Origin of the sequence: Aquitalea sp. FJL05, assembly GCF_003852595.1 — a bacterium.
Classification (GTDB): domain Bacteria; phylum Pseudomonadota; class Gammaproteobacteria; order Burkholderiales; family Chromobacteriaceae; genus Aquitalea; species Aquitalea aquatilis.
Window position 1 is genome coordinate 160,125 of the sequence record NZ_QAJS01000006.1, and the last position, 26,104, is coordinate 186,228.

Here is a 26,104-nt window from a genome sequence, read left to right on the forward strand (position 1 = left end):
ATGAAGCGCTTAATATCGTTAACTCTGTGTCTGCTGCTGGCTGCCTGTAGCAACAAGGAAAGAACCGTGCCCACTTTAGAGGAAGTCAAAACCAATCTGGCTTTTACCTGCGTACATGAACAAGATCATCTACCCAAGCTGGATGCCGAGGCCGATCAGGTGTATCGCTATGCACGTTATCTACAGAAAAACAACCAGCTGCAAGAAGATGTCAGCATCTATCCCGAATTGGAACGCTATTACCGCATTGCCACTGCCCATGGCCATTACAAGGCCAATCTTGAATTACGACAGATGATAGGTAAGGGACAAGCCTGGACCGCAGATCCGGTAAAAGAAACGCTGGATCTGACTCAGGAACTGATTGATCGCGGCATTCCCGGTGGCTATTACGACATGGCACGCTATCTTGAAGCCGGTTATGGCGTTAAACAGGATGCGGAACTAGCTTTGCGTTATTACCGTAAGTCTGCTGACATGGGTAGTCCTGAGGGGCAGTATTTAGTAGCAAATAAGCTAGCCCCCATGGAAAATGCACCAGAGGTTGCCCGGCAGATGCGAAAGTGTGCAGCTAGACAGGGACATGGTGATGCTGCTACGGATTTAGGCATTGATCTTAAGGATGATGTCAAAGTACTTTCTCAGGCGTGGGAAGCATTTCAGCTTGGAGTCAAAGCCGGAAATGAAAGTGCAGCTTCATTTCTTGAGCATGGTTTTCTCGCTCCTTCCAATGAGGATCCACTTTATTACATGGGCCTAGAAAAAGACCCCGAACGTAGTCGCCGCTACAAGGAAATCGGCGACATCCTGGGCCGCTACTCCTACGCCCACCCCACGGTCCCCGAACTGGATGACATCGTTCCACTGCCGCCAGCCAAACTGCCACCCTGGGATGGCAAAATTCAATGGCTGAAAGATCACGAAGCCAATATTGCGCCACCCAAGCCTAGCGAGGCCTTGTTGGAAAAACTGGCCAAAGCCAAGGGACTAGACCCGAAGACAGGAAGGCCACTGGGTGCCGAGCATTCCTAAAACATGGCCATACTGCGCGCTGCTATGGTTGCTTGCCGCTTTCGAGAAACACGAGGGGCGATGCAGGGCCATTCTCATCGCGTGATTGTTGAGGGTGATGCCAGTGACACCATTGATGGCATTCCCGTCGCGTATGAGGGCCATAAAACCAGCTGCGGTGCAGTGTTGATGAATGGCGCTGCCAATTGCAGCAAGCAGTGACTGATTGAATATGGCCTTGGCACAATCCAAGAAATTCGACACATTGCCATTGGCTGTCCAACATGCGATTCAGCGCTGGCAATCCTACCCGACGGGCTACCATCCCACGTCGGCTGAGCGACTAAAATTGTTAGCTCAGGTTCAGGCCATCGCTCAAGCATGGGGTGGGGAATGCCTGTCAGACACGTACCTGGGCTTTCAAGGGCATCTGCTATTTGCCTGCCAGCATGGGCATGTGTGGGGGAGAACACCCGCTACATTACTGGCTGGAAACTTCTGTCCAGCATGTGGTAGCCGGCAAGCTGTTACCCTGAAGCGCCTGAAGGATTGGGCACGAAGGCGCGGCTGGCTGTGCCTTTCTAACGTGTTTGTTGATCAGGCCACCCCAATGTCCTGGCAATGCGATAAAGGGCATCGCTGGCAGAGCAATAGCAAGAATATCAAGGCCTGCAAAGGCTGCCCTGAGTGCTATCGGGCAGAGCGATACCACAGCCTGGCTACGATGCAGCGTGTGGCAATAGAGCGCGGTGGGAAGTGTTGGTCCATCAGCTATGCCAATGTGGATACCAAGATGATCTGGGAGTGTCATCGCGGGCACTTCTGGATAGCACCCCCTATGCGGGTCTTGACTGGGAGCTGGTGCCCCCAGTGTGCCCGGCTGAATCGTATTTGCCGGCCAAGCAGTGCCGCACGGTACAAGTACACAAGATCTCAAAGGGGCTTTTAGCTCACCGGATGTCGGCCTATTCATTCGCCATTGCAGACACTCGACAACACTCGATTTAAAATCGTAGCGGCCTGTCTAATTATGATTAATACCAACCACACCGATACAGAGCCTCTATCCTTTGTCACTTCAAGCTGTACCTGCCAATGAACAAACCTCTCAACACTAATCTCGCTCTGCGTCGTACCGTAGACCATTACGCGCTGCGCGCCCATCTGGTGCTGGATACTGCTCGCCACCAAGCGATGACCATCAATCAAGCAGGGGAGCTAGACTGCTACCTGGAAACAGCGTGGCAAGGAGCCTGTCGAGCATTCAAATCCCCACCGGTCAAATTGGGACAAGCGAAAGCTACCATGATTACTTTGCTGGGGCAGTGCTACACAGAGTCTGACACAATGATAGTAACGGAAGATCAATGGCATGCTCTGCGCGAAGGGGTGAATTGTGCCGATGGCGTCTGGCTGCGTTTACCCGCCGGAATGCTGCTGGCAACCATGTAGAGCATCCGACAAGACATAAATCACAAAAATTAATTATTTGGCATGAAAGGCGGTGTGGTTGGCCTTTTAGCCTTGACACCGTATTTCAATGCCTAGCCGAAGCCAAAAACATAACGGTAAACCTCTCCCTCGAGAAGGTGTGATCTGCCCTCGCTGTAACAAGGGCCGCATCACAATTCGTAGAAACCGTAGTAATGGGAACCTATTTTTTGGGTGCTCAAAATTCATAGGACTTGACTGCAAATTCCAAGCTTCCATCCCTGAAAGCCCCGGATACGTCTATGTGCTTGCCAATCCTGGCTATCAGCTAAATGGAATACCAGTTATAAAAATTGGGTATACAACCCATTCAATGGTAGCAAGTTTGCGACAGATCTACAGCACTGGCGTGCCATTTCCATTCGAAGTTAAGTATCACGCAATGGTGTGGAAGGCACGGGCAACGATGCGCCATGCTCACAGAATCCTGCATGCTCAACGCTTGAACAACGAAAGAGATTTTTTTAACTGCACGATTCAAGAAGCTATCGCTGCCGTTGAGTCATCCGTCCAAGGGGATATTACCTATAAAGCAGAACGACCTCCCGTACTTTGCAGCGCTGACACAGCCTTTAACCCCGATGCACTGAAAGAACCTGATATTGTAGAGGAGGAGGCCGCTAGAAAGGCATGGTCCGAAAATAAGCGAAAAAATACACCTGGTTATGTTTATGTGCTCACCAATGAGGTCTACCATGACGGCCATGCGCCTCTGTTGAAGATTGGCTATACACGCAAAGAGCCCAAGGAGCGCGCAGAGGATTTGTATTACTGGGAATATGAGTGCTGGGGAGTTCCCCAGAATTTCAACGTTGCCTTTGCTGCTCGTTTCGAGCACGCATTTGATGCGGAACAGCGGGTTCACGAGTTTTTGAAGGAGTTTCGTGTTAATCATTGGCGCGAATTTTTTTCCTGCACGTTGGAAGAAGCCAAATTAGCCATTCAGGCTGAGCAAGATCGTGAAGTATCCCAAAACGCTCCTGCAAAAATCACCCTCGACCCAGATATCGTTCTTGCTGAAAAGCAAGAGCCCACATCTCGTCCTGTACCTGTACCTGCACCTGCACCTGCACCTGCACCCATAATGGCCTCTCCCCAACATCCTGAGCGTCCAGCACGGGTGCTCCAACCGACGACCATCTGCCATGAACTCCCGAAGCGCTGGCAGCCCACCCGTCGGCAGGTCATTGCAGGCTTGATCCTTGCAGGCTGTGTAGCGGTGGCTGTGCCTGGATATCGTTTCTTGTCCAGTTGGGTGTCATCGCTACAGAATCCAGCCGCAACTCAAACACCGGATCCGGTCCCCCATCCCAAGCCCAAAAAAGCGCATGGGCATCCGAAAAAGAAGAAGAAAAAACACAAAAAAGTTAAGAACCAGCAACCATCCGAGAGCACGGTGGAGCCAGCACCACAATACGAGACACCGCAGCCCGCCGATATTGCGCCCTCCAATCAAGCGGACGACGCGACTCCAGGCTGACGACGCGCAAAATGATACCGAGAAGCGCCGTTTCCTATTAAGACCGGACCATTTCTTAGCCCTGCCTGCCAAAGCAGTTCAACCTAATTATTTTCAGACCTATATCACTTCCTTGAACACGCACAGCGACACCCACTCAGGGTGTCCTTTATGCCCTCGCCCCAGCTTTGCCTGGGGCGTTTTCATTGGAGTGATCTCATGTCCCATCTCATCGAATCCATGGCCTTTGTCGGAGCCACGCCCTGGCACGGTCTGGGCAATCCTTTGTCTCCCCAACAGCCGCTGGAAGTGTGGCTGACTGAAGCCGGTATGGACTGGCGTATCGAGCAGAGTGATGTCTTGTTCAACGTGGCTGACGACGGCATGCACATCCGGCCGTTTGCCGATTCCAAGGTGCTGTATCGCTCGGACTCTCTGGCACCACTGTCGGTGGTCTCGCCGCGTTACAAGGTAGTGCAGCCATCGGAAGTGCTGGAGTTCTATCGAGATCTCGTCAGTGCTGGTGGCTTTGAGCTGGAAACCGCTGGGGTATTGAAGGGTGGCCGTAAGTTGTGGGCGCTGGCCAAGACCGGGCAGGAAGCCCTGCTCAAAGGTGGTGATCGGGTGAAGGCCTATTTGCTGCTGGCCACCAGTTGTGACGGCACGCTGTGTACCACGGCCCAGTTCACCTCGGTGCGGGTGGTGTGCAACAACACCCTGCAGATGGCGGTGCAGGACAGGACCGGTGCAGTGAAGGTGCCCCACTCCACTGTGTTTGATCCGCAGTCCGTGAAGGAGGCCTTGGGTATTGGTCTGTCGGCCTGGGATCGCTTCATCGGCAACATCAAGCAGCTGTCACAGCGGACTGTGTCACCGGAGGAAGCTTGTCAGTTCTTCCGTGAAGTACTGGACGAACCGCTGGTGGAGGGGACTGCAGATGCTGTCACCTCGAAGGCATTGCAGCAGGTATCGGCCCTGTATAGCGGTGGTGGCATGGGTTCGCTGCTGGCTGGTACCAAGGGAACGGCTTGGGGCCTGGTGAATGCGATGACCGAGTATGTCGATCATCGCCGCCGTGCCCGTAGTCAGGACTACAGGCTGGATTCGGCCTGGTTCGGCCAGGGGGCTCAGTTGAAGGGCAAGGCGCTGGAGCACGCACTGGTCCTGGTGGAGTGATGCCATGGCCTCTGTGCAATCCATTGCCTTGACCGCGGCTTGCCTAACGGCAGGGATGCGCGACTTCTGCACCTGGAATAGCCTGGGTGTGGCATATGACGGCCCGGATGCCGAGCGCAGTCTGCTGGTGATCTGGGGTGCTGGCTGCCTGGAGCTGCATGCTGAACTGGTGCAGTACGCGCCGATAGTGTCCGCACTGGCTGATACCTTGTACGACCAGCTGGATCAGGCTGCACCTGGGGTGTGGCACTACGAAGTGACCGAAGCCCTGGGCAGCGCCATTGCCGAGTGGATCGTCTTGCATGATGGTCTGCCTCCTTCCCTCGATTGGGTCAAAACCTGCCTGGTGCGACTGGCCGGGGAGTTCATGTTGCGGGGTCAGCCACAGCAGTGGCCTGTCATCCGGCAGATCCTGCTAACGCTCTCTGCTGAGCTGCCGGTGATTGTGCCGGTCGCGCCATCGTAAATCTGCGGTTGGTCTGGTGTTGGTCTGATTCCTTCCAGCTGTCTCTGTTGTCCTGCCCTGCTGTCGTTTCTCTTGTTTCTACTCTCCCTGTTTATTTCATTCATTGCCCGGTCAGCCTTGCTGCCGGGCTTTATGCCTTATAAGGAGTGTTTCGCCATGGCTGAACGCTACGCACAGGCCATTCGTCTGGCCTCTACCCTGAAGTTGTCTCGTGATGAATGGCTGCGCATTCGACAGCTAGGCATTGGTTCCTCCGATGCTGCCCCGGCCATTGGGCTGTCGCCGTACAAGTGCCCCTTGTCCTTGTGGCTGGAGAAGACCGGTCGCAAGGAGCCAGAAGATCTGTCAGAGAAAGAGCCTGTCATCTGGGGCACGATCCTGGAACCCATCCTGGCGCGGGTGTATGCCGAGCGAACTGGTCGCAAAGTACGGCGCGTGAATGCGGTACTGCAGCACCCGACTCACCGTTTCATGCTAGCCAATCTGGATCGGGAGGTCCGTTGTCCAGAGGAAGGCTGGGGCATCCTGGAAATCAAGACAGCCAGTTATCACTCCGCCCCGCAGTGGGAAGAAGGCATTCCGGTGGCCTATCAATGCCAGGTGCTGCATCAGCTAGCCGTCACCGGCCATGACTGGGCCGATGTGGCAGTGCTGATCGGCGGACAGGATTTCCGGATTTATCGGGTGAATCGGGATGAGGACAAGATCGCAGACCTGATCGCCCGGGAAACGGTGTTCTGGCAGCACGTAGTACTGGATACCCAGCCTGCACCAGATGGTTCGGATGATGCAGGTGCTGCACTGTCCTGGCTGTTTCCCCGTGACGATGGCCAGACCATCGACCTGTCCGAATCCATTGAAGGCAACCGGCTGTTCTCTGCCCTGTTGGCAGAACGGCAGCGTAAGGAAGACGCCGAGGCCCGAGAGGCAGCCATCCGACAGCAGATCCAGAACGTGCTGGGTCATGCCTCTGCCGCTGTATTCGAGTCTGGCCGTATCACCTGGAAGCGATCTAAAGACCGCGTTGCCCCTGATGTCGAGCGTCTGTCGCAAGACCATCCCACCCTGCTTGCCCAGTACAGCAAGTCCATTGCCGGTTCCCGGCGCTTTGTCATTCAAACGGAAAGGAAAGCATCGTGATCAAAGGTCTCGCCATTACCCCGCCCGTGATCGGGCGTATCAGCATTGGCAAGCTGGTCCAGAAACAAGAACGCTGGCTGCCGGAGAAAGACGACAGCTTTTCACTCACCACTCAGGTACAGAGCCGGGATGGCTGGCTGCTGCATCCCTTGCACCAGGCCCTGTCGGAGCAGGCACAAAACGGCAAGATTCGCGCTATTCCGATTCAGCTACTGTTCAACGACAGCGAACTGAACCTACGCGCCGAATACAGTGCCTTCGACCGGAATAACGGTCGTCCTGTCTGCGTCGGAAACGGAGAAACGGCACGCCGAGTGACCAGTCAGGGCATGGAAGAAATTGGCTGTGTCGGACCAGACCGTTGCCCGCTGGCCAAGGAGCTGGGCTGCAAGCTGTATGGTCGTCTCAATGTGCAGGTGGAAGGACAGCAGGATGAGCTGGGCAGCTTTATCTTCCGCACCACCGGCTACAACTCGGTACGGACATTGGCAGCACGGCTGAAGTATTACGAAGCAGCCAGTGGTGGTAACACCAAGCATCTACCGTTGCTGTTACGTCTACGGGCCAAGAGCACCACTCAGTCGCACCGTACCCCGGTGTACTACGTCGATCTGACACTGCGTGATGGCAAAACGCTGGCCGAAGCGGTCAGTACCGCACGTAAAGTAGCGGATGAGCAATTGGAAGCCGGCATCGATACCGCCGAACTGGAGCAAGCCGCCCGGCTGTTGCTGCAGAACGGTCAGTTCGAGGATACCGAGGAGGAAGTACCGCAGCTGCTGGAGGAGTTTTATCCAACAGTGGAAAGTGGTGCCGAGGTCGAGGAGAAGCCGGAGGCAGTGTCTCGCCCTACCCGGCTCACGTCCAAGTTGGGTGCCGTCAGGACGGCTTAGCCAGCCGGTTGGTCAGTTGTTCCACCATCGCCAACACCATCTCCCGATCTGCACTATCCAGGCGGGCCAGCATCTGCGCCAGGTGCTGGGCCTGCTCCGCGGGGCGATTGCTGGATTCCACCAGCAAGGATGAGGCGTCGCAGTGAAACAGGCTAGCCAGTTCCAGCAGGCGGGCCACCGTCGGCATCACTAGCCCCCGCTCCATGCGGGATACCGCTTCATTGCCAATCTTCAGTTGTTCCGCGACCTGTTCCTGCGTCAGGTCAGCTTCCTGCCGTCGTGCCGCAATGGCTTTGCCAATGCTCAGCGCCAATGCGTCCACCTTCGTTTTTGCCATCGCATTCTCCATTCAACTCAAATAGTCGCAAGACAACCCATTGACATGAAGAACCCGTTGCGTTGAAACTCATCGCTATAAGTTGAAAGTCAACTTGAAAGACAACTATTTACTTCATCAATAAGGAATCACCACATGCACAACGCTTACCGCACCCTGGTCCTGGGCAGCACCATGGCCAGTTTATTACTGCTGACCGCCTGCTCCGGCTCCAGCTCGCCTTCCTCTTCCGAAGCCAAGCAGGCTATTCAGAAATCGCTGGGGGATTGCAGCATCGCCACCATCAGCAGTTTCGACAAGGTCAACGGAATTGCCGATGGCGATAACCGTTACACCCTGCAGGTAAAGTACGCACTGGAATTTGCACCCTTGCCCGAGAATGCCAAGCTGTTGGATGACATGAATGCTCAGCTGACCAGCCACACTGACTGGGTGCAATGGGAGAAGAATGAATTCATCGTCAAGGTACGCGAGCGCATCATGGCCAACCTGCACCGCACCTGTCCGAACATGCCGCGCAATGTCTACGGTGACTATTCGCAGGCCAATATCACGTCCTACTCCAGCACCATCCACATCGACTACACCTACGACAACCTGCGAATGGTCAAATCTGACAACGGATGGGTGGGAATCTAAGCCGAGAAAGGAAAGCGCCATGCTCAACAGCTTGCTTCCCCCACGTCGTCATCCGATGCAGCTGCCCTTGCTGATGGTGGTCAGTGTACTGCTACTCAAGCATGCCTCAGCTGACCGTATCGGTTCGCTCAGTCTGTTACTGCTGGGCATTGCCCTGGGGGACAGCCTGCACCGACTGGAACCGTCGCACCCTAGGCCAGATCGCTAAGCCCTGCAGTCCATTCACCTGATTCAATTTACTGGTAGGGAGGCCTGCCAGTTTTCCCCCTTACGAAAGACAAGACATGAAATCGCTCTCCCTTGCTCTCATCGCGGCAGCCCTCAGTACTTCTGCCCTGGCGGCTCAACCCGGCCAATGGAAAAAATCCGTGGCACTGGATGGTCAGACCCTGCATTACGGCGTCACCGACGACAAAGGTAATTCGCTCGATATCCAGTGTGGCAAAGAACCCGCCACCATGCATGCCAGCCTGAACCAGCATTACTACGGCCCAGGCTACCCGCAGGACTTCAGCATGCAGGTCGGTAGCAAAAAGCTATTCCCTTCTGATGCTGGCAGCAATGCAGGGGGTGACAACTTCCGTGCTGCCTGGGATGCATTACGTGCTGGTAAGAAAGTGATCATTCATGCAGGAAAAGCCAGCATGGTGGTTCCGGTGGCGGGCGCTGCCGCAGTACTTCCTGCTGACCCGGCCCGTGCTCAGTGTGAGAGCTGGTAAGAACATAACGTCACATCCATCCCACTCCGATCGCCATCTCTCCCGAGGTGGCGATTTTTATTTCATCCATTGAAAGTGAGGCCTGACATGCGCACGCCCGCCAACCCGCCTGAATCCATCCCACCACTACAAAGTTGCCTGAGCCAATGGCTGGACAAGCAAACTCACCATTTGTCGGCAGATTACCGCCAGTACCTGCAGGATGAGCTACAGAAGATCGTTAGCTACCAGGCCACCATCGGCGTGATGGGCAAGAGTGGAACCGGCAAGTCTTCCCTGTGCAACGCGTTATTTGGCCAGGAGGAAACGGCGGTCAGTGATGTGACCGGTGGCACCCGTTATCCACAAGAAATCACCTTGGCCTATCAATCCGGACGAGGTATCTCGCTGATCGACATGCCAGGGGTAGGCGAAAGCCTGCGACGGCATGAGGAGTACCGTGAACAGTACAAGGCACTGCTACCGGAGTTGGATCTGATCCTGTGGCTGATCAAAGCTGACGACCGCGCCCTAAGTCTGGATCAGCAGTGCTACCAAGAACTGTTACAACCGCATCTGGCTAACCACTCCATCCCGGTACTGTTTGTCATCAGCCAGGCCGACAAGATCGAACCCTGCCGGGAATGGGATGAACAACAACATCGTCCAGGCCCAATGCAACAAGAGAATCTGGCCCTGAAGCAACGGGTGATCGCCGACACCTTCAACATCCCGGCCAGCCTCATCAGCGTGATTGCCACTGCAGCGGAAAACTACGGCTTGCCAGAACTGGTGGAGAACATCGTGCGAGCACTGCCGCATGAAAGAAAGTGGGGAGTGGTACGGGAAGCCAGGCCGGAACAGATCTCCAATACTACTTGGCAGCTCTGTCTGGCTTGCCTGTGGCAGCTACTGCGTAGCCGTTTAGGTGACCTGACCCGCAAGGGCAAGAAGTGATGGCCGACAAGCTCAGTACCCTGTGGGGTCGCTGAGCTGGCGGCATAAAACACTCCTCTGATGAGGAGTGCTTTTTTTGCATGACCGATGGGGAAATTGATCTTTCTAGAAGGCAACAAACTCACAATTTCGCACATTCCTCTGTCAGCCAGACAAGTGGCCATTCACATTGTAAACCTGTTGCTATTTTTGCTAGGGCATTGACCAACATGCTAAGTCTGACGCGTTCTAGCAAGAATAGCAGCCAAGTACCCGCTTAAATCACGTTTTCTTCCAGCCTACGGTGTCAGTCTGTCACCGGAAACCACTATGTACTGCCCCCCCCCCCGATACTGCACACAATAAAGTGTGGAAAACACATTTAGGAATGTGTTTCAACTTGCCTTACGATGAATTCGTCAACCCGATAAACCTGAGGAGACGAAAATGTCCACCGATATTACTCAACACACCATTTGGCGAAAAGCCAAGGTCATGGAAGCAACGAGCCTTGGAGCCACCAGCCTGTATAACCGCATGAATAAAAATAGCCTGTGGTATGACCCTACCTTTCCCAAGTGTTTCAAACTGAGCGAGAGCACGGCCAGGAATGCTGCAAGTGGGTGGTTGGCTATTGAAGTTATTGCATGGATACAACAAAAGAAAGGTGCAGTCGTCAACGATAGCTAAGTATCACTACTTGGCCAGTAGCCAACAGCTAACTCAACAAGACATATCAATTAATAAAATGAGGAATCAGCCCAATTCCTATAACAAACTACTCGGGACACGTAAACTATAAACAAAACATACTTACGGTTCTTATGATATTAATTAATTAGTATTACTTAGTTAACTATCTACAGTTAAGCATTAGCACACCTATACCACCTATACCTACTGGTCATGGCTGTCATACTACATTTGACAGCCAGGCATCAGCAATGCATGCCGATGCATGGATAGAGCATGAACATATTCACACCAATTACCTCTCAGCAAGGAGTGATTGAAATGAAAATAAAAGACCAATCAGAAGATGAAGCTATCTACTATAAAAATAGCCTTACTTTCAATGGCTCCAATCTGATTGAACATCACAGCGATGGAAATTTCATCAAGCTAATCAAAGAAATTGATGACTTGATGAAAGACATTGCAATAAGCAATGAAGTGCACTTTGACATTACTGATGCCAAAAACAACAGATCAAAAAAGGCTAAATGCAGTCCAGAAGGGGGTAAGCTGATTAAATTAATCCGCCAGAATATTCGTTTAATACCTACTTACTTTTACAAACATGCTACTACCCCAAGGGTATACCTTTTCTTTCGCATATTAAGAAGAAGATTAGAAGCCATCACCAGTGCAATAAAATCAGGACTCACGATCGATGAGCTTTCGAAAATAACGTTCATCTTAGCAAGAGCCTTGCATTGGATGCAGTATGTGATGCGTCATACAAAGTTCAAAAGAGCTGTCAGAAGCCACGAAAACACTGCTCAACAGAATCTGCGATCTGTCGTTAAGTATATTATTGCACTTTTCAAAAAGCACTCTCGACTACTCATTCTTCGAATTGATTTATATTTCTTAAAAAAACACTACGAATCAATTACACCGCAACTGAACAGAGTTTACCTGGACAAATTCCTACGAGCGCTTAGTGAGAACCGGATCGTACCCGATGTTGTTGGATATATCTCCACAACAGAGTTTGGATACATTCGTGGATTTCATCAACATGTATTCATTGCTCTGAACTCCAACGAGCATCAGCGGGACATTTTCCTCACAGAAGAAATTGGGAAATACTGGACAAATTGCACTGATCAAAAAGGCAACTATAACAACTGTGCAAAAAGAAAAGATAAATATAAGTACTGTGGAATTGGCATGGTTCATGTTAGCGAAACGGACAAACTAAAAGGTATCCGCTTAGCGATTGCCTACATGGTCAAAGGCGACTACTACGTTAAAACATTGCTGGAGAAGCAAAGAACACTACGAAAGGGGGTGATGCCAAAGATGAAGAACAAGATGGGTGCACCAAGAAAAAATCCAGAAGATACAGCCAATATGTGCCTTATCTTGCAAGGTAAATTTTAATTTAATACGGAGATCATCATGTATAGCTTTGAATCAGTTATTCCATCCCTACCACCCGTCTTACGGGATGCGGCAATAAAGCTCTACCAAGAAAAAGGTATTGATCCTGCAGCAACAGTGACCGCACTACTAACTGCAGTTTCACTGGGAGTCGCTCGGTGCTACAACGTGGAAGTTGAACCTGGATTCATCATTCCACCTGCTCTATTGGCTCACGTAATAGCTGAATCTGGCTTCGGAAAGTCTATTCTTGACCACTATTCAAAAACAGCACCAAAGTCGCACGAAGAAAATGAAATCAAGACGGCGAATACTGCAGCTGAGAATATCAGTGGCGAAATGACATTATGGAATATCAAAAAGGGTACATTAATTTCAACATATAAAAAATTAATCAAAAATGGAGACGATACCAGCAGCATTGAAAGTGAAATAAAAACACACGAAAAGATGAAACCTATCACACCAATGCTTGATAGAGTTTTAATCAGTGATGCAACGCCTGGAACTGTAAAGATTTTTTTTGCAGGAAATGAAATAACTGGAGGGATATTTGTATCTGAAGGCAATTCGGCCTTTAAAACCGGAAGGATATTTAGCGAGCCTGAACTGATCTGCAATCTTTATGATGGCACATCATTTCATGTTGACAGACTTACTACTGGCTCCATGGCATGCAGAAACCCTGCAGCAGCCATGTTAATTTTTTCACAGCCGGATATTTTTAAGAAGTTCGACAACCGTCATGGTGAAGAAATGCGCAGCGTAGGACTATACGCTAGATCATTATTCTACTTTCAACAACAAAACAATGGCGTGTATAACTTTGGGTTTCACTCCTCATCCCAAAATTGCATTGAGGAAATACAGAACAAAATTGGATCATTACTGAGAAAATCAAAAAATCTGCACAATGAGAACACCATCAATAGGAAAACAATAAAACTAAGCCCAGAGGCTTCAAGACTATACGAAGAAACAAAGCGTGAAATTAAATTTTTAACCAGCCATCAAAACAGCCTGTGCGAATTTAAAGATTTTGTAGCAAAAGCAACCAACAACATGGTACGTATTGCCTGCATATTTCACATACTGGAAAACAAGAATGGCGACATTGAATACAACACTATGCGGTGTGCAAAAGATCTTAGTGTGTGGTATTTCAATCAAGCCGTTCAGTATTTTGATAAAACAAATGAAATAGAAAGAAAATCGACAGAATTATACGATTGGATATGCAATGAGCTTTTCAAGAAAAATCTCTTTCAAATAGAAAAAGTGAGAATATATCAATACGCTCCACTCTCAATCAGAGGAAAAGAAAAAATAACACCTCTACTTGAAAATCTTAAAGCAAGAAAATTAATAACTGAAGAAAAAATAATTGGAATAGGATCTGTAATAAAAAAAGCCCCACCCTTAATTGATCTAAACCTTTAATGATGGGAATTTCACCTACCTCGAAATAACCATAAAAATTCAGAAACCAAATTAGCTTGAATTTTTCTAAATCCGTAGTATTTCAATTTCTTATCAACTTCATTCCTTAGAATGAGCTCACCATCAATCATGTGAAATAGATAATTTATGATTATTAACTTAACAGAAAAACATTCATGTTTCTTACATGCACGTACATCATCAGGCAAATCGCTCTCAGCCCAAATAGTAGCTACTTCTCCTTTAAACTCACCCCGAGTACTATTTTCCCTACTAATAATTGCAGCCAGATATCTTGCATCATTTTCCGATATGGAAACATTCTTTACTGAGGAGTTCAAAATCAAATTTACAACATCATCCCGATGGTACTCCCTACCCAATCCATCCTTATAAAATTCATATGCACACAAATTCAACAATGTGACGTAATCATTACTAACAATGAGTTGATTTTCAATACACTCAGAAAAATAAGCTTTTTTTAATTTATCAAAATCGACAGGGTTAATGTACAAATCAGATAGATGCACATTAATTCGATGATGAAATTCAAACAATCCACTCTCTGGAATTATTTTATTCTCAGGTGCAATAAAATAATAATTTGAAACGCACAACCTCCGTGATTGTAACTCAAGAGAACGGCCAATTAAAACTCCGTCGAACCTAGACAACCTAACCGTTGAATTTGAAGTTAAATATTCAACATCATCGTTGCATATTTTTAGATAGCTCACATCAGAGAACTTTATCGGACTTTCAATTTCATTCTGCTTCTTTTTAATACTTCTCATAATAACGTGAATTGTTTCAATAACTTCACCTTCAGCATATACTGAAAATTCGTCAGGACATTCAATAAAGCAAGGAATTTTTTTATTATAAATCAACTTTAAAATATCAAAATCCAGTGTATTATTACCCAGTCGGGTACAAATCTCTTGTATAGATAAAAGGCTATCCTTAGTCATACTTTCCACCCTCACATTCACTTTGCACAAAGACACTCCAAGCATCCATCATGCTACGTCTTTGTTCAAGCAGGTCCGTGCGATGATATGCGGCCTCAACTTTGTTCTGAACTGTATGTGCCAACGCACGCTCGGCGAGATCCCTGCTGTATCCATGCTCACTGCACCAATCTCGAAAACTTGAACGGAAACCATGTGCCGTAGCAATACGGCCAGGGGTATCGCTTGGAGCCTTCACACGTCGCAGGAATGAAGTCAGCACCATATCCGACAGTGCCGTTTGGGCGCGGGGAGATGGAAATACCAAGATTTCATGTGTACCACGGCAGCACTGCAGAATCTGCATTGCCCTCTTTGAAAGTGGGACGCGATGTACCATCTTTGCCTTCATGCGATCAGCAGGCACTGTCCAAATCGCAGCATCCCAGTCAATCTCTTGCCACGTCATCCCGCGTACCTCTCCAGAACGTGCTGCAGTCAATATCAGGAACTCCAGCAGCAGACGAGTAACATCAGGTCGACCACCAATGCAAAGATGCATTGCAATGAAAGCAGGAAGTTGTCGCCACGGCATAGCTGGTTGATGTTGGGTCCTCACCGATTTGCTAGGCTGCGCTGGCAATAAATGATGAACGACATCAACGGGGTTCGACGTGCACAAGCCATGTGCCCAGCCCCATGCCATCACTGCATGAATACGCTGTTTGACTCGACTTGCCGTTTCCGCTTTATCAAGCCAAATTGGGCGTAGTACATCTGCGACATGACTTGGAGCAATTTGATCAAGTGCAAGCAAACCTAGCTGAGGAAATGCATATTGATCCAGTGTATTTATCCACTGCTGCCCATGCTTGTCATTTTTCCAGCTAGGAAGAAGTTCCTTGTGCAACTGCATTGCCGCTTGTTCAAATGTAAGTGGGGTCTCAGCCTCTTCTCGCTTGGATTTCACCTCCAGAGGATCAACTCCCTGGCGGATTTGCTCTCTCATAGCAATCGCGATCTTGGCTGCTTCAGCGATAGCCACTTCAGGATAAGCACCAAGCCCAGCATTACGACGCTTGCCCGTCTGGGGGCTTACATAGCGCAAAACCCACTTTCCTCGCCCCTTGCTACCCGAGGGATGCAGACACAGTCCAGTCACCGCGCCATGAGATATAGGTTTATCTTCCGGCTTTAAGCTTCTGGCTTTGGTATCAGTAAGGATCGCCATGGGTCTAATGTCCTTGCCTTGTTTAGTATGCCATCCAGTATGCCACCAACCACTGCATCTTGCTGCATAACACAAGCTTACCTTGTTCAACAAATACATATAAGCCTATGTTTTAATATGAATTATTGAGCATGACCGGATGTGAATGAACAATAAATTAGCGGACTCCCTCTCCGCCAGACCAAACAGCTAAGCCCTTGAGAAATCAAGGGCTTTTTTATTGCCTGCGATATATCCCACGCGACAGGCACCCCCATCCGGCCCGCTTGGGTAACCCACGGCATCGGCCATGGCCTGCTCATGCAGATCCATCGCCACCAAATGCATGACCAGCCCGCCAGATCAGACTATTCCAGTCGCACCTGCACGCCACGCAATTTTATTGCGCAAGACTGCCATAAATCTTGCCGGACATTCCAGCCAACGGGACAGCACCCTAGCGGAGCAAGGTTGCACCGCCATGCTGCATATACACCTGACAGCGGCACCTGATTGCTTGTTTTGACCAACCTGGCCGCACCAGAATGGTCTAAACACTCGATTTCTCCCCCAACCATCCCAGAGAATTCCACACCAAGCTGCCGTTCTGGACAGCCTGATCCAGGCCTGCACCTGCCTAGCCTCAATGTGCACTTGCAGCATAACGCCTCAAAAATCGCAAATTGAGACAGAAAATGCTAATACGTTGCACTTTGCCAACATGGTTATTTAATGCTGCCAAATGATGATTCATGCAATTTTCTAGTGATAAATACTTAGCCACGCCGATTTATCACTCAAATTTAATGTAGTTTAATTACTACACAAGAACCCATCAAAATGTAGCGATTCGGCTACATAGAATACGTTTGACCGCCAAGAACACAGAAATTAACAATGTCCGTGCTTTCAACAGCGCCAGGAACCGCCAAGAAACTCAGCGGAAATCTGTCGCCAAAAGTAGCAAAACAACAAGACGAGACAATTGGAGAAGACAAAATGCAAAGCAAGTATATTGCGCTGGCCGTGATGGCGGCCTGCGCCGGTTATGCCCATGCCGAAGACTCTGGCGTCACCATCTCCGGCTTTGTCCGTGCCGGCGTGCTGCAGTACAACGGTGCGGCCAACAATGCCTGGGGCTACACCACGAATCCGGCGGCGGTGTCCACCACCAATGTGGCCGGTCGTGGCCAGATCAACTTCAATGGTGAAGAAAATCTGGGCAATGGCCTGAGCGCCATCTTCCAGGTGAATAACCGGTTCTCGCCTACCGGCAGCGGTTACGACGAAATGGGCAAGCAGGCCAATACCTTTGCCAGCGATGACAGCTTTGTCGGCCTAAAGGGCAGCTTCGGTATGATTCGCGCCGGCAAAGGCACCGGTAACGTGGAAGACGGCAAATTCGATTACAGCGTCTGGGCAGGCCCGGACAACCACCTGGGCTGGTACGGTGGCGTGACCGGCAACAATATGGTGCGCTACGACCTGCCGGGTAATCTGGGTGGCTTCTACGGCGGGGTGCAATTCTCCACCGATGAAAACAAAACCAGCACCAGCAGCGGTACCAACCGTTATTCAGTATTGGCCGGCTTCAGTGGCAGCAACTGGACGGTTTCTGCCAACTATGGCGCATCCAGCAACACCACCAACAGCAATGCCACCAACATCAACCAGCTGGGCAGCAACAGTCAGCTGCACCTGACTGCCAACTACAAGCCCATCGATGCGCTGGAACTGGCCGTGGAATATCAGCGTAACAAGCTGGCGGATGACAGTGTGATCAACGCCACCTCGCTGTACGCTTACTACACCATCGGCAATACCCAACTGGGTCTGCAAACCGGGGTACGCAAGGACAATTCGCCGCAACTGGTGTCCGGCACTGAAAAATACGTCAACCTGCTGCTGCACTACAGCCTGAGCAAGCACACCATGGCTTATGTCGAACTGTCTCACGACAAGCCGCAAGCTGGTGGCAGTGCCCGCAATGGCGAGCTGATTGGCCTGTCCAAGAGCTTCTAAGCCTTTTCGAAAGTCAGTGATATCCTTCTCAAGCCTGCTTATGCAGGCTTTTTTTATGTCCTGCAGCAGACTGGCCGGCTGGGCAAACTGCTAGAATTTGAGCGCAAGCCACGAGGTGTCAACCCTGCTCACCGGAGCTACAGTACGCCATCTTCCTGATGAATCGAGCCCGCCATGGCCAGCCGCAAACAGCAACAACACGCAGAACTCATCAGCCGTGATCCGCGCTGGCAGGATGTGTTACAGCGTAATCATGAGGCAGACGAGCACTTTGTCTATGGTGTGGCCAGCACTGGCGTGTACTGCCGTGCCAGCTGCCCGGCACGCCAGCCTAAGCCGCATAATGTGCATTTCTTTGCTGATTGCACGGCGGCGGAACAAGCTGGCTATCGCCCCTGTTTGCGTTGCACCCCACACCAGCAATCGCCACGGCAGCGTCAGGCTGCACTGATCGAATCCGCCTGCAAGCGCATTGCTGCGGCAGAACAGGCTCCAGACCTGCAACAACTGGCAGACGAAGCAGGCATGAGCCGCTATCACTTTCACCGCCTGTTCAAGGCGGCCACCGGCTTAACACCGCGTGGCTATGCCATGGCGGCACGCCAGCAACGGCTGCAACAGCAGCTAGGCAGCGCCGCCAGCATCACCACCGCCATTTATGCCGCCGGTTATCAGTCCAGCAGCCGTTTTTATGCCGAATCGGCACAGCTGCTGGGCATGACACCCCGCAACTACCGTGCAGGTGGCAAGCAGGCGGTGATTCATTTCGCCATCGGCCAGTGCTCGCTGGGGTCCATTCTGGTGGCACAAAGCGACAAGGGCATCTGTGCCATCTTACTGGGCGAGCAGCCAGAGCAATTGCTGCAACAGCTGCAAGACCAGTTCCCGCAAGCCCAGCTGATCGGTGCCGACCATGATTTTGAGCAGCAAGTGGCTCTGGTCATCGGCCTGATCGATAATCCGCGTCAGGGCCTGCCGCTGCCGCTGGATATTCGCGGTACGGCCTTTCAGCAACGGGTGTGGCAGGCGCTACGCGACATTCCGCCTGGGCAAACACTGAGCTATAGCGAGGTGGCAGCAAGAATCGGCAGCCCCAGCGCGGTCCGCGCCGTGGCACAGGCTTGCGCGGCCAATGTCCTGGCGGTTGCCATTCCCTGCCACCGGGTAGTGCGCCAGGATGGACAGCTCTCGGGCTACCGCTGGGGTATCGCGCGCAAACAGGCTTTGCTGGACAAGGAGCAATCATGACATTGCCAAGCACCGTTCATCATGGATGATCTTTTCCCCGACAGCTTGGTTGGTCCGCCACAGCCATTGGCTCCAGGTGCAGTTTTGCTGCCCGGCCAAGCGCTGGCGCAACAGGAGGCCATCTGGCAAGCAGTCAGTCAGATACTGCAGCGAGCTCCCTTGCGGCAGATGCAGACACCCGGCGGCCATACCATGTCCGTTGCCATGAGTAATTGTGGCCAACTGGGTTGGATCAGTGACCTGCACGGCTATCGCTACAGTGCAAAAGACCCGGCAAGCGGCCAGCCCTGGCCTGAGCTGCCACCCATACTGGCCGCACTGGCTGGCACATGGGCGGCGACAGCCGGCTTTGATGGATTCCACAGCAATGCTTGTCTGATCAATTGCTACGAGCCGGGTAGCCGCATGTCCTTGCATCAGGACCGGGATGAGCGTGACTTCACTCAACCCATCGTCACCCTGTCGCTGGGACTTCCTGCCCGCTTCATGCTGGGAGGAATACAACGCCAGTCGGTTCACCAGAAAATTCCACTACACCATGGCGATGTACTGGTGTTTGGCGGTCCGGCCCGCCTGTGCTTTCACGGCATCATGCCGCTGGCGGATGGCTGGCACCCGCTGCTGGGCAGTCGGCGTATCAGCCTGACGTTTCGTTGTGCCTGAAGCTCCATCAAAACGGGGGCTGGCCGCTCAAAGCTCCACAAGAGCGGGCAGATTAGGCAGTGCAAGACAACGTGCGGCTCAGACTCTGACGTGAAAAAACCCGGCCATGGCCGGGTCTTCTGTCATTACCTTCACATCGTCAGTTGCAGCACAGCGCAGTGGCAGGCCTGAGACTCAAGGCAACACTTCACGCCTGATGGCGTTGCAATACCAAGCAGGCATTACTGCCACCAAAGGCGAAAGAATTACTGATGGCTGCCTGCAAATGCGGAGCCGCCACGCCCTTGCCCAGCACATGTTGCACCCGGCAGTTCTCATCCAGCTGCCGGCAGTTGGCCGTGGGTGGCAATTGCCGATGGTAGAGCGCCAGTGCGGTGATGGCGGTTTCCAGCCCACCCGTCGCACCCAGCAGATGGCCATGCATGGACTTGGTGGCACTCACTTGCAAGCCGGGGGTATCTTCCCCCCAGATGGTCTGCAATGCCTGGCATTCCACGACATCGCCCACCTGGGTTGCCGTGCCGTGGGTATTGCAATAGCCAATCTGCCCGGCAGCCAGGCCAGCATCCGCCAGCGCGGCCCGCATGGTCCGCACCTGACCACCGACATCGGGCTTGGTGATATGGGTGGCATCACTGCGGCAAGCATAGCCATCCAGCGTGGCATAGATACGTGCGCCACGCGCCAAGGCGAGATCCAGCCGTTCCAGGATCAGGAAAGCAGCACCTTCCGCCAGTACCAGCCCGCTACGCTCCTTGTCATAAGGGCGGCAGGCCTGCTCCGGGTGCTCGCCAGCGGTACTGGCCAGCACCTGCATGGATTGCCAGGCATTGATGATGCCAGGCAACAACATGGCCTCGGCACCACCGGCGATGGCATGGGTGACTTCACCGTGGCGAATGGCTCGCATGGCTTCACCCAGCGCAATGGCGGACGAAGCACAAGCCACGGAATAATTGACCGAGGGGCCGGTAATACCGAAACGCATGCTGATGTGCCCTGCCGGGGCATTGGCCATGCTGGCAATGACCGACAGCGGCGATACCCGCGACTTGTCGGCATAAAAATTATGGAAACCCTTGTCCAGCGCGGCACTCCCCCCCATCGCGCAGCCTACATACACGCCGAGCTGCTCCCGCTCCTCTGGCAGGGTCAGCGCAGCATCTTCCAATGCCAGCGTGGCAGCAGCAACAGCCATCTGGCTGACGCGATCCACCCCGGACAACTGCAGGCGGGTAAACCACGGTGCCGGGTCGAACTCGGCAACGCCGGCCACAGCGGGCTTGCAGCCAGTTGCCGCTTCATCCAGCAGACTGATACCCGACTCACCGGCCATCAGGCGGGAAAAAACCGCCTCTGCCTGATTGCCCAGCGGGGAAATCAGGCCAATGCCCGTAATGGCAACGGCAGTCCTCATGCCTTTGCTGCCTTGTGGCGGTCCACCAGGTTGGCCAGCTCCTGCAAATTGGCAACGTGGGCTTCTTCCTCGGGAATCGATACATCGAAATGCTCTTCGATGGCGAACAACAGTTCGATCTGCCCCAGCGAATCCAGGCCGTATTCGCCCAGCGGACGTTCTGCCTCGACTTCGTCGGCGTTCACGCCAAATTTTTCTACAATGACTTGCTTGATCTGCTCGATAGTGTTCATCACGCTGCCTTGCCCGCACAGTCAGGCACCTGGACCATGGCGGGGGTTATTTTTTCATAAGACGCTATTGTATGCCTGCGCCTGATGGAAATTTATAGTGTTTATTGTCGAGTTTTATGCCGGTTGTTGACAGCGATGCCCCACGTCAATCAAGCCCGCATCATTATCTCTGTCGGCAAGCATACCGAGGCCACACTATATTGCTGTTACAAATTGTCGCGCAACAATGTAAAAAGCCAGCACCGCGGTGCTGGCCTGATTGCCCACACAGCGGTAGCTGCCGCCTTAAACGGCTTCCACGTCGTTGTGCACTTCGCTTTCGCGCAAGACTTCCTGTGCCCATACCACCGAGTCGATGTAATAGCGGCAGGCATGCTCCACTTCGAAATTCAGCACTTTGCACAGGGCATTGATGCGCTGGTCATCTCCCTGCTCACAAGCCAGTGCCAAGGCCAGATAAGGGCTGAACATGCCCTTGTTCTCCACCACGGCGTCACGCACGGTGGGCGGCAACTCCAGCGGGTCCAGCACATCCGGGAAGGGCTGGTTCAGCAGTACGTCCAGTAGCGAGAACATACCAGTCAGGAACAGATGCTCGGCCTCCAGCTTGTTGCCGCGATAAGCGCCCAGCCGCTCCAGAAAGCGGGCGCGGATCAGCGACTTCTCCAGCAAGGCCAATGCGGTGCCATCTTCCTTCTTGGCAGTAAACAGCAGCATGGACAGCCATTTGAACAGGGTTTCGCGCCCCAGCAGCAGCAGGGTTTCCTCGATGGTCTGCACCTTGCGGGCCAGGCCGTTCACCGGGGAATTGATGAAACGCAGCAGCTTGAACAGCAAGACCGAATCCAGCTTGAATTGCGCCTCGAGTTCGCGTGGTTCGGCGTTGGCACGCAGCATGCGCATGATCTGCAGCACACGAGTCTGGTTGCTGTCGACCTTGCCGCTCTCCAGGCTACGCACGGTGGCAATGAAAGGCCCATGGAACAGGGCAAAACGATTGCTGCCCGGCGCGCGCAGGCAAACGTCCAGATCTTCGGCGGTGCCAACATTGCGTGCCATCCAGCGCGCATTGGGGTAGCGGCGCGGCAGCTGGTCCAGAATGGGGGCCAGCACGCGGGTAGAGGGTGCGGCGAAATCCAGCAGCATGAAATCCATGCGGTTGAACAGCTCCGGCTGCAAACGCTCCACCAGCACATGGGCATCGAAAGCCGCCGGCTCGATGGCAAAACGCAGGCCCTTGATGCGCAGCTCGTCCAGTACCTGCATCACTTCGGCCGTGACCGGCTCGTTCGGGTCCGGCTCCAGAACGAAAATCACGCTCTTGGCAGGCATCTGCAGCAGCAATGGTTCGGACAGCGAGCTGATGGAAATGTGAACCAGCGCGCGTCGATAGGCCAGCAGGCGGAACACTTCCATATTCTGCAGCGTGGTCAGCATCAGGCGATCAAAATCCTGATGCTTGCCCCCCTTGCTTGCCGCACCGGACTTGACGAAAAACTCGTAAGCCACCACGCGGTGTTGCCGGTCCATGACCGGCTGGTGGGTGACGAAGCCGAGGGTCGGCGGCAGCTGATCGACAATTTCCGGCTCGACTGCACGCTTGACCGGTGAAGCTTCCAATTCTTTTTCTACAGCGGCAATTTCGTCGGCCTGACTTTCTTCATTTTTTTTCAGACGACCGGCCAAACCGCCAATCAGGTTTTTCAACATGGTTCGCTCTCTCATGACACCCGGCTGAGGGACAGACAGCCTCAGTGCAGTTTAGTCGATTCGGCCCGGTATTTTTGGGGTATCCACCACCACGTCGCCACATTGGGCGCGGTGGCGCAAGGCATGGTCGATCAGCACCAGCGCCAGCATGGCCTCGGCAATCGGTGTGGCACGGATGCCAACGCACGGATCATGACGACCGTGGGTTTCCATCACGATGGGATTGCCCTGTCTGTCGATGGAGCGGCGCGGCTGGGCAATGGACGAGGTTGGCTTGATCGCCATGGATACTTCGATGTCCTGCCCGGTGGAGATGCCACCCAGAATGCCGCCGGCGTGGTTGCTGGCAAAGCCTTGCGGTGTCAGCTCGTCGCCATGCTCACTGCCGCGCTGGGTCACGCTGGCAAAGCCCGCGCCAATTTCCACACCCTTCACGGCGTTGATGTTCATCATGGCATAGGCGATGTCGGCATCAAGACGGTCGAATACCGGCTCACCCCAGCCCACCGGCACGTTTTCCGCCACCACGCGCAAGCGGGCACCCACCGAGTCCAGGCTCTTGCGGATGGAGTCCATGTATTCCTCCAGCTGCGGCACCACGGCTTCGTCGGCGGCAAAGAAAGGATTACTGTTGACCACATCCCAGCTCTTGAAGGGGATTTCCACATTGCCGATCTGGGTCATGTGGCCACGGATCACGATGCCATAGCGCTCGTGCAGCCATTTTTTGGCAATGGCACCCGCCGCCACGCGCACGGCGGTTTCGCGGGCGCTGGAACGGCCGCCACCACGCGGGTCGCGCACACCATACTTGTGCCAATAGGTGTAATCGGCATGACCGGGACGGAAGGTGTCGGCGATATTGCCGTAGTCCTTGGAGCGCTGGTCGGTATTGCGGATCAGTAAGGCAATCGGTGTGCCGGTGGTCTTGCCTTCATAAACGCCAGACAGAATTTCGACCGCATCCGGCTCGCGCCGCTGGGTCACATGTCGGCTGGTGCCGGGTTTGCGCCGGTCCAGTTCCTGCTGGATGTCCTCGGCGCTGATGGCCAGGCCCGGCGGGCAGCCATCCACCACGCAGCCGATGGCCGGCCCGTGGCTTTCGCCAAAGGAAGTTACGGTAAACAGCAGCCCCATGGTGTTGCCTGACATCTTGATTCGTCCCTTGTCATTTCATCTGGTTTGGCCTGATTCTAGCACGGCAAAACCTGTCTACGACGACCAAGCGAGTCCCGTCTGACGCCGGCGAAACCAGCCGGTGACCGATAGCCGCTGCTGTGAGGCTGGCAAGACTTCGTGCCAGAAACGGTCAGACAGGAACAACACCAGCGTGCCGGCCTGCGGCGCAACGTCCAGCGAGCGACTGCATTCATCATCCAGGTACAGGCGCATCTGGCCACCGGCATCGGCAGGCCAGTCTTCGTTCAGGTACAGCACGGCAGTCAGTGTGCGGGCGTCATCGTCACGAAAGCGATCCAGGTGTTTCTTGTAGAAGCTGCCCGGCGGATAGACCGCGAAGTGCGATTCCAGGTCTTCCAGCCCCAGATAAAAGGCCTGATTCACTGCTTGGCGTACTTGATCAAGCGTGGCGAAATAATGGGCAATGGCCGGTTCGGCATCCTGCGGCTCCAGCCACAATACCGAGTCGGAACGGATTTCACTGCGTCGTCCTTGCTGGTCGGCCCGTCCGACGGCAGCCTCATGAAACCGTCCTTCATTCCACTGCGCCAGACAGCATTGCTGCAGGCGGCGGATGTCTTCGGCACTGAACAGGGTGTGATCGACGACCCAGCCCTGCTCGGCGAGGGTATCGATAATGGGGTCCAGGCAGGCTGGGGATTGGTCTGTCACTTGAGTCATGGCGGCATTCTCCACTAGAGCCGGCTGTTCTACCACAGCCCCCCGGCCTGCGGCATGATATTTGTCAGTGGTTTTCCATAACCTTGTCATGCCGGCCACGCAACCAGTCCAGCACCAGCGGAAAATGGTCGGCCGGGGCATCCGGATGGGTCAGCAGGGACACGTGATCATAGTCATGCCAGTGCCCGGCGGCGCGTCCAAGCAAGCGCAGCCGCGACAGATGCGGGCCAGACTCGTCACGAAAGCGGCGCACATCGTCGACATGGCCACGGCAGGGGTCGTTGCGGGCAGCAAAATACAGGGCGGGTGGCAAGGAGACATGGCGGGCGGCCGCGCCATAATCGAAGCCGTCATCACTATCCACCCAGGGGCGTAGCTTGGCCCAGCGCTTGCTCTGGCGATGACTTTTCTCGGTTTCATCGTCGGCACCCAGGCCAATACGCCTGGCCGGCAGGTAGCCATAGCAGCGAATCAGCCAGCGCGCGGCGATATTCCAGATCAGGTCAACCTCCAGCCATTTGCGCAGATTGCGTACGGCTATGCTGCGCTTGCTGCCAAAGTACACCAGGCTGGCCACTTGGGCCGCCAGCTGCGGGTAGCGCAACAAGCAGCTGCTCATGTGCACCCCACCCCAGGAATGCGCCATCCAGTGCAGGCGCTGCCCGCCCTTCAGCTTGAAGATGGCCGCATGCAGCGCCGGCAGGTCCTGACAAATGATTTCGGTTTGACCATGGCGTGAGGTAGCGTCGATCTTCGGTGTACTGCGGCCACGACCACGCAAATCGGCCACAAACACATCGTAGCCGGCATCGGCCAGGAAATGGGCCAGGCCCTTGCCGCTATCGCTATAGAAAATCCGGCCATCGGCCATGACACCATGCACCAGCAATACCGGTGGTCCGTCTGCCTCGCGCCAGATACGCCGCAGATGCAGCCGCTGCTGCTCAACTTCCACATACAAGTCCTGCTGCTGCTTTTCCGCCATCACCCTCA

Annotated in this window: 27 protein-coding genes; 18 read left to right on the forward strand and 9 right to left on the reverse strand. The window is 53.3% G+C overall.

The genetic code is table 11. The features are described from left to right. The 8 genes from DBR44_RS05515 to DBR44_RS05550 all read left to right on the forward strand — a co-directional run bounded on the left by DBR44_RS05515 (nucleotide 1) and on the right by DBR44_RS05550 (nucleotide 7,636). Nucleotides 1–1,032, forward strand: a complete 1,032-nt coding sequence (locus DBR44_RS05515; protein WP_124642825.1) for a sel1 repeat family protein — start codon at nucleotides 1–3, stop codon at nucleotides 1,030–1,032. A gap of 3 nt (nucleotides 1,033–1,035) precedes the next feature. Continuing rightward, complete coding sequence (locus DBR44_RS05520; protein WP_124642827.1) at nucleotides 1,036–1,233, forward strand: PAAR domain-containing protein; 198 nt, start codon at nucleotides 1,036–1,038, stop codon at nucleotides 1,231–1,233. 873 nt (nucleotides 1,234–2,106) lie between these two features. Then, a complete protein-coding gene (locus DBR44_RS05525; protein WP_124642829.1) occupies nucleotides 2,107–2,463 on the forward strand; it encodes a hypothetical protein in 357 nt (118 codons plus the stop codon). Nucleotides 2,464–2,746: 283 nt separating this feature from the next. Next, on the forward strand, nucleotides 2,747–3,982 hold the full coding sequence (locus DBR44_RS05530; protein ID WP_158613561.1) for a GIY-YIG nuclease family protein: 1,236 nt from the start codon (nucleotides 2,747–2,749) through the stop codon (nucleotides 3,980–3,982). Between the two features lie 198 nt (nucleotides 3,983–4,180). After that, nucleotides 4,181–5,137: a DUF932 domain-containing protein gene (locus DBR44_RS05535; protein WP_124642833.1), complete on the forward strand. Its 957-nt coding sequence runs from the start codon at nucleotides 4,181–4,183 to the stop codon at nucleotides 5,135–5,137. A 4-nt stretch (nucleotides 5,138–5,141) separates the two neighbouring features. Then, the gene (locus DBR44_RS05540; RefSeq protein WP_124642835.1) at nucleotides 5,142–5,603 is read left to right on the forward strand and encodes a hypothetical protein; all 462 of its coding nucleotides are present in this window, start codon (nucleotides 5,142–5,144) and stop codon (nucleotides 5,601–5,603) included. 156 nt (nucleotides 5,604–5,759) lie between these two features. After that, on the forward strand, nucleotides 5,760–6,743 hold the full coding sequence (locus DBR44_RS05545; protein ID WP_124642837.1) for a YqaJ viral recombinase family protein: 984 nt from the start codon (nucleotides 5,760–5,762) through the stop codon (nucleotides 6,741–6,743). Further along, nucleotides 6,740–7,636 (forward strand): hypothetical protein, encoded by an 897-nt coding sequence (locus DBR44_RS05550; protein ID WP_124642839.1) that lies wholly within the window; start codon nucleotides 6,740–6,742, stop codon nucleotides 7,634–7,636. Before DBR44_RS05545 ends, DBR44_RS05550 begins: the two co-directional genes overlap by 4 nt. Here DBR44_RS05550 and DBR44_RS05555 read toward each other — a convergent pair. Continuing rightward, nucleotides 7,623–7,973, reverse strand: a complete 351-nt coding sequence (locus DBR44_RS05555) for a helix-turn-helix domain-containing protein (protein ID WP_124642841.1) — start codon at nucleotides 7,971–7,973, stop codon at nucleotides 7,623–7,625. The two genes, DBR44_RS05550 and DBR44_RS05555, sit on opposite strands and share 14 nt — an antisense overlap. A 135-nt stretch (nucleotides 7,974–8,108) precedes the next feature. On the opposite strand from DBR44_RS05555, the gene DBR44_RS05560 reads away from it, so the two are divergent. The 7 genes from DBR44_RS05560 (at nucleotide 8,109) to DBR44_RS05590 (ending at nucleotide 13,795) form a co-directional block, all read left to right on the forward strand. Beyond that, nucleotides 8,109–8,612 (forward strand): hypothetical protein, encoded by a 504-nt coding sequence (locus DBR44_RS05560; protein ID WP_124642842.1) that lies wholly within the window; start codon nucleotides 8,109–8,111, stop codon nucleotides 8,610–8,612. Between the two features lie 19 nt (nucleotides 8,613–8,631). Then, a complete protein-coding gene (locus tag DBR44_RS05565) occupies nucleotides 8,632–8,820 on the forward strand; it encodes a hypothetical protein (RefSeq protein WP_124642844.1) in 189 nt (62 codons plus the stop codon). A gap of 76 nt (nucleotides 8,821–8,896) precedes the next feature. Further along, nucleotides 8,897–9,331 carry a hypothetical protein gene (locus tag DBR44_RS05570; protein WP_124642846.1) on the forward strand — a complete coding sequence of 145 codons (435 nt, stop codon included), beginning with the start codon at nucleotides 8,897–8,899 and terminating at the stop codon, nucleotides 9,329–9,331. Nucleotides 9,332–9,418: 87 nt separating this feature from the next. Next, nucleotides 9,419–10,267, forward strand: a complete 849-nt coding sequence (locus DBR44_RS05575; RefSeq protein ID WP_124642848.1) for a GTPase family protein — start codon at nucleotides 9,419–9,421, stop codon at nucleotides 10,265–10,267. A gap of 426 nt (nucleotides 10,268–10,693) precedes the next feature. Continuing rightward, nucleotides 10,694–10,936 (forward strand): AlpA family transcriptional regulator, encoded by a 243-nt coding sequence (locus tag DBR44_RS05580; protein WP_124642850.1) that lies wholly within the window; start codon nucleotides 10,694–10,696, stop codon nucleotides 10,934–10,936. Between the two features lie 279 nt (nucleotides 10,937–11,215). Beyond that, on the forward strand, nucleotides 11,216–12,355 hold the full coding sequence (locus tag DBR44_RS05585; RefSeq protein ID WP_124642852.1) for an inovirus-type Gp2 protein: 1,140 nt from the start codon (nucleotides 11,216–11,218) through the stop codon (nucleotides 12,353–12,355). Nucleotides 12,356–12,373: 18 nt separating this feature from the next. Next, nucleotides 12,374–13,795, forward strand: a complete 1,422-nt coding sequence (locus tag DBR44_RS05590; protein WP_124642854.1) for a DUF3987 domain-containing protein — start codon at nucleotides 12,374–12,376, stop codon at nucleotides 13,793–13,795. An 11-nt stretch (nucleotides 13,796–13,806) separates the two neighbouring features. On the opposite strand, the gene DBR44_RS05595 is transcribed toward DBR44_RS05590, so the two are convergent. After that, the gene (locus tag DBR44_RS05595; RefSeq protein WP_124642856.1) at nucleotides 13,807–14,769 is read right to left on the reverse strand and encodes a hypothetical protein; all 963 of its coding nucleotides are present in this window, start codon (nucleotides 14,767–14,769) and stop codon (nucleotides 13,807–13,809) included. After that, nucleotides 14,762–15,979, reverse strand: a complete 1,218-nt coding sequence (locus DBR44_RS05600; protein WP_124642858.1) for a tyrosine-type recombinase/integrase — start codon at nucleotides 15,977–15,979, stop codon at nucleotides 14,762–14,764. The genes DBR44_RS05595 and DBR44_RS05600 overlap by 8 nt, the downstream gene beginning before the upstream one ends. Nucleotides 15,980–16,957: 978 nt before the next feature. On the opposite strand from DBR44_RS05600, the gene DBR44_RS05605 reads away from it, so the two are divergent. The 3 genes from DBR44_RS05605 to alkB all read left to right on the forward strand — a co-directional run bounded on the left by DBR44_RS05605 (nucleotide 16,958) and on the right by alkB (nucleotide 19,891). Then, the gene (locus DBR44_RS05605) at nucleotides 16,958–17,980 is read left to right on the forward strand and encodes a porin (RefSeq protein ID WP_158613562.1); all 1,023 of its coding nucleotides are present in this window, start codon (nucleotides 16,958–16,960) and stop codon (nucleotides 17,978–17,980) included. A 174-nt stretch (nucleotides 17,981–18,154) separates the two neighbouring features. Continuing rightward, nucleotides 18,155–19,228 (forward strand): bifunctional DNA-binding transcriptional regulator/O6-methylguanine-DNA methyltransferase Ada, encoded by a 1,074-nt coding sequence (gene ada, locus DBR44_RS05610; protein ID WP_124642862.1) that lies wholly within the window; start codon nucleotides 18,155–18,157, stop codon nucleotides 19,226–19,228. A 21-nt stretch (nucleotides 19,229–19,249) separates the two neighbouring features. Next, the gene (gene alkB / locus DBR44_RS05615) at nucleotides 19,250–19,891 is read left to right on the forward strand and encodes a DNA oxidative demethylase AlkB (protein ID WP_124642864.1); all 642 of its coding nucleotides are present in this window, start codon (nucleotides 19,250–19,252) and stop codon (nucleotides 19,889–19,891) included. 187 nt (nucleotides 19,892–20,078) lie between these two features. Here alkB and DBR44_RS05620 read toward each other — a convergent pair whose 3' ends face one another. From DBR44_RS05620 to DBR44_RS05645, 6 genes are all read right to left on the reverse strand, one after another. After that, on the reverse strand, nucleotides 20,079–21,308 hold the full coding sequence (locus DBR44_RS05620; protein WP_124642866.1) for a beta-ketoacyl synthase: 1,230 nt from the start codon (nucleotides 21,306–21,308) through the stop codon (nucleotides 20,079–20,081). Then, a complete protein-coding gene (locus DBR44_RS05625; protein WP_124642868.1) occupies nucleotides 21,305–21,541 on the reverse strand; it encodes an acyl carrier protein in 237 nt (78 codons plus the stop codon). The genes DBR44_RS05620 and DBR44_RS05625 overlap by 4 nt, the downstream gene beginning before the upstream one ends. A gap of 285 nt (nucleotides 21,542–21,826) precedes the next feature. After that, nucleotides 21,827–23,251 carry an EAL and HDOD domain-containing protein gene (locus DBR44_RS05630; RefSeq protein ID WP_124642870.1) on the reverse strand — a complete coding sequence of 475 codons (1,425 nt, stop codon included), beginning with the start codon at nucleotides 23,249–23,251 and terminating at the stop codon, nucleotides 21,827–21,829. 51 nt (nucleotides 23,252–23,302) lie between these two features. Then, the gene (gene aroC, locus DBR44_RS05635; RefSeq protein WP_124642872.1) at nucleotides 23,303–24,403 is read right to left on the reverse strand and encodes a chorismate synthase; all 1,101 of its coding nucleotides are present in this window, start codon (nucleotides 24,401–24,403) and stop codon (nucleotides 23,303–23,305) included. A gap of 60 nt (nucleotides 24,404–24,463) precedes the next feature. Further along, nucleotides 24,464–25,111, reverse strand: a complete 648-nt coding sequence (locus DBR44_RS05640) for a 2OG-Fe(II) oxygenase (protein ID WP_124642874.1) — start codon at nucleotides 25,109–25,111, stop codon at nucleotides 24,464–24,466. Nucleotides 25,112–25,175: 64 nt separating this feature from the next. Then, nucleotides 25,176–26,096, reverse strand: a complete 921-nt coding sequence (locus tag DBR44_RS05645; protein ID WP_124642876.1) for an alpha/beta fold hydrolase — start codon at nucleotides 26,094–26,096, stop codon at nucleotides 25,176–25,178. Nucleotides 26,097–26,104: the final 8 nt, after the last annotated feature.

Coding starts and splice junctions, on each gene's coding strand:
- DBR44_RS05570 (WP_124642846.1), top strand. CDS start 8,897: ATGAAATCGCTCTCCCTTGCTCTCATCGCGGCAGCCCTCAGTACTTCT.
- DBR44_RS05560 (WP_124642842.1), top strand. CDS start 8,109: ATGCACAACGCTTACCGCACCCTGGTCCTGGGCAGCACCATGGCCAGT.
- DBR44_RS05590 (WP_124642854.1), top strand. CDS start 12,374: ATGTATAGCTTTGAATCAGTTATTCCATCCCTACCACCCGTCTTACGG.
- alkB (WP_124642864.1), top strand. CDS start 19,250: ATGGATGATCTTTTCCCCGACAGCTTGGTTGGTCCGCCACAGCCATTG.
- DBR44_RS05555 (WP_124642841.1), bottom strand. CDS start 7,973: ATGGCAAAAACGAAGGTGGACGCATTGGCGCTGAGCATTGGCAAAGCC.
- DBR44_RS05585 (WP_124642852.1), top strand. CDS start 11,216: ATGAACATATTCACACCAATTACCTCTCAGCAAGGAGTGATTGAAATG.
- DBR44_RS05600 (WP_124642858.1), bottom strand. CDS start 15,979: ATGGCGATCCTTACTGATACCAAAGCCAGAAGCTTAAAGCCGGAAGAT.
- DBR44_RS05520 (WP_124642827.1), top strand. CDS start 1,036: ATGGCCATACTGCGCGCTGCTATGGTTGCTTGCCGCTTTCGAGAAACA.
- DBR44_RS05525 (WP_124642829.1), top strand. CDS start 2,107: ATGAACAAACCTCTCAACACTAATCTCGCTCTGCGTCGTACCGTAGAC.
- DBR44_RS05565 (WP_124642844.1), top strand. CDS start 8,632: ATGCTCAACAGCTTGCTTCCCCCACGTCGTCATCCGATGCAGCTGCCC.
- DBR44_RS05645 (WP_124642876.1), bottom strand. CDS start 26,096: ATGGCGGAAAAGCAGCAGCAGGACTTGTATGTGGAAGTTGAGCAGCAG.
- DBR44_RS05535 (WP_124642833.1), top strand. CDS start 4,181: ATGTCCCATCTCATCGAATCCATGGCCTTTGTCGGAGCCACGCCCTGG.
- DBR44_RS05515 (WP_124642825.1), top strand. CDS start 1: ATGAAGCGCTTAATATCGTTAACTCTGTGTCTGCTGCTGGCTGCCTGT.
- DBR44_RS05580 (WP_124642850.1), top strand. CDS start 10,694: ATGTCCACCGATATTACTCAACACACCATTTGGCGAAAAGCCAAGGTC.
- DBR44_RS05605 (WP_158613562.1), top strand. CDS start 16,958: ATGCAAAGCAAGTATATTGCGCTGGCCGTGATGGCGGCCTGCGCCGGT.
- DBR44_RS05540 (WP_124642835.1), top strand. CDS start 5,142: ATGGCCTCTGTGCAATCCATTGCCTTGACCGCGGCTTGCCTAACGGCA.
- aroC (WP_124642872.1), bottom strand. CDS start 24,403: ATGTCAGGCAACACCATGGGGCTGCTGTTTACCGTAACTTCCTTTGGC.
- DBR44_RS05625 (WP_124642868.1), bottom strand. CDS start 21,541: ATGAACACTATCGAGCAGATCAAGCAAGTCATTGTAGAAAAATTTGGC.
- DBR44_RS05640 (WP_124642874.1), bottom strand. CDS start 25,111: ATGACTCAAGTGACAGACCAATCCCCAGCCTGCCTGGACCCCATTATC.
- DBR44_RS05595 (WP_124642856.1), bottom strand. CDS start 14,769: ATGACTAAGGATAGCCTTTTATCTATACAAGAGATTTGTACCCGACTG.
- DBR44_RS05575 (WP_124642848.1), top strand. CDS start 9,419: ATGCGCACGCCCGCCAACCCGCCTGAATCCATCCCACCACTACAAAGT.
- DBR44_RS05545 (WP_124642837.1), top strand. CDS start 5,760: ATGGCTGAACGCTACGCACAGGCCATTCGTCTGGCCTCTACCCTGAAG.
- DBR44_RS05620 (WP_124642866.1), bottom strand. CDS start 21,308: ATGAGGACTGCCGTTGCCATTACGGGCATTGGCCTGATTTCCCCGCTG.
- ada (WP_124642862.1), top strand. CDS start 18,155: ATGGCCAGCCGCAAACAGCAACAACACGCAGAACTCATCAGCCGTGAT.
- DBR44_RS05630 (WP_124642870.1), bottom strand. CDS start 23,251: ATGTTGAAAAACCTGATTGGCGGTTTGGCCGGTCGTCTGAAAAAAAAT.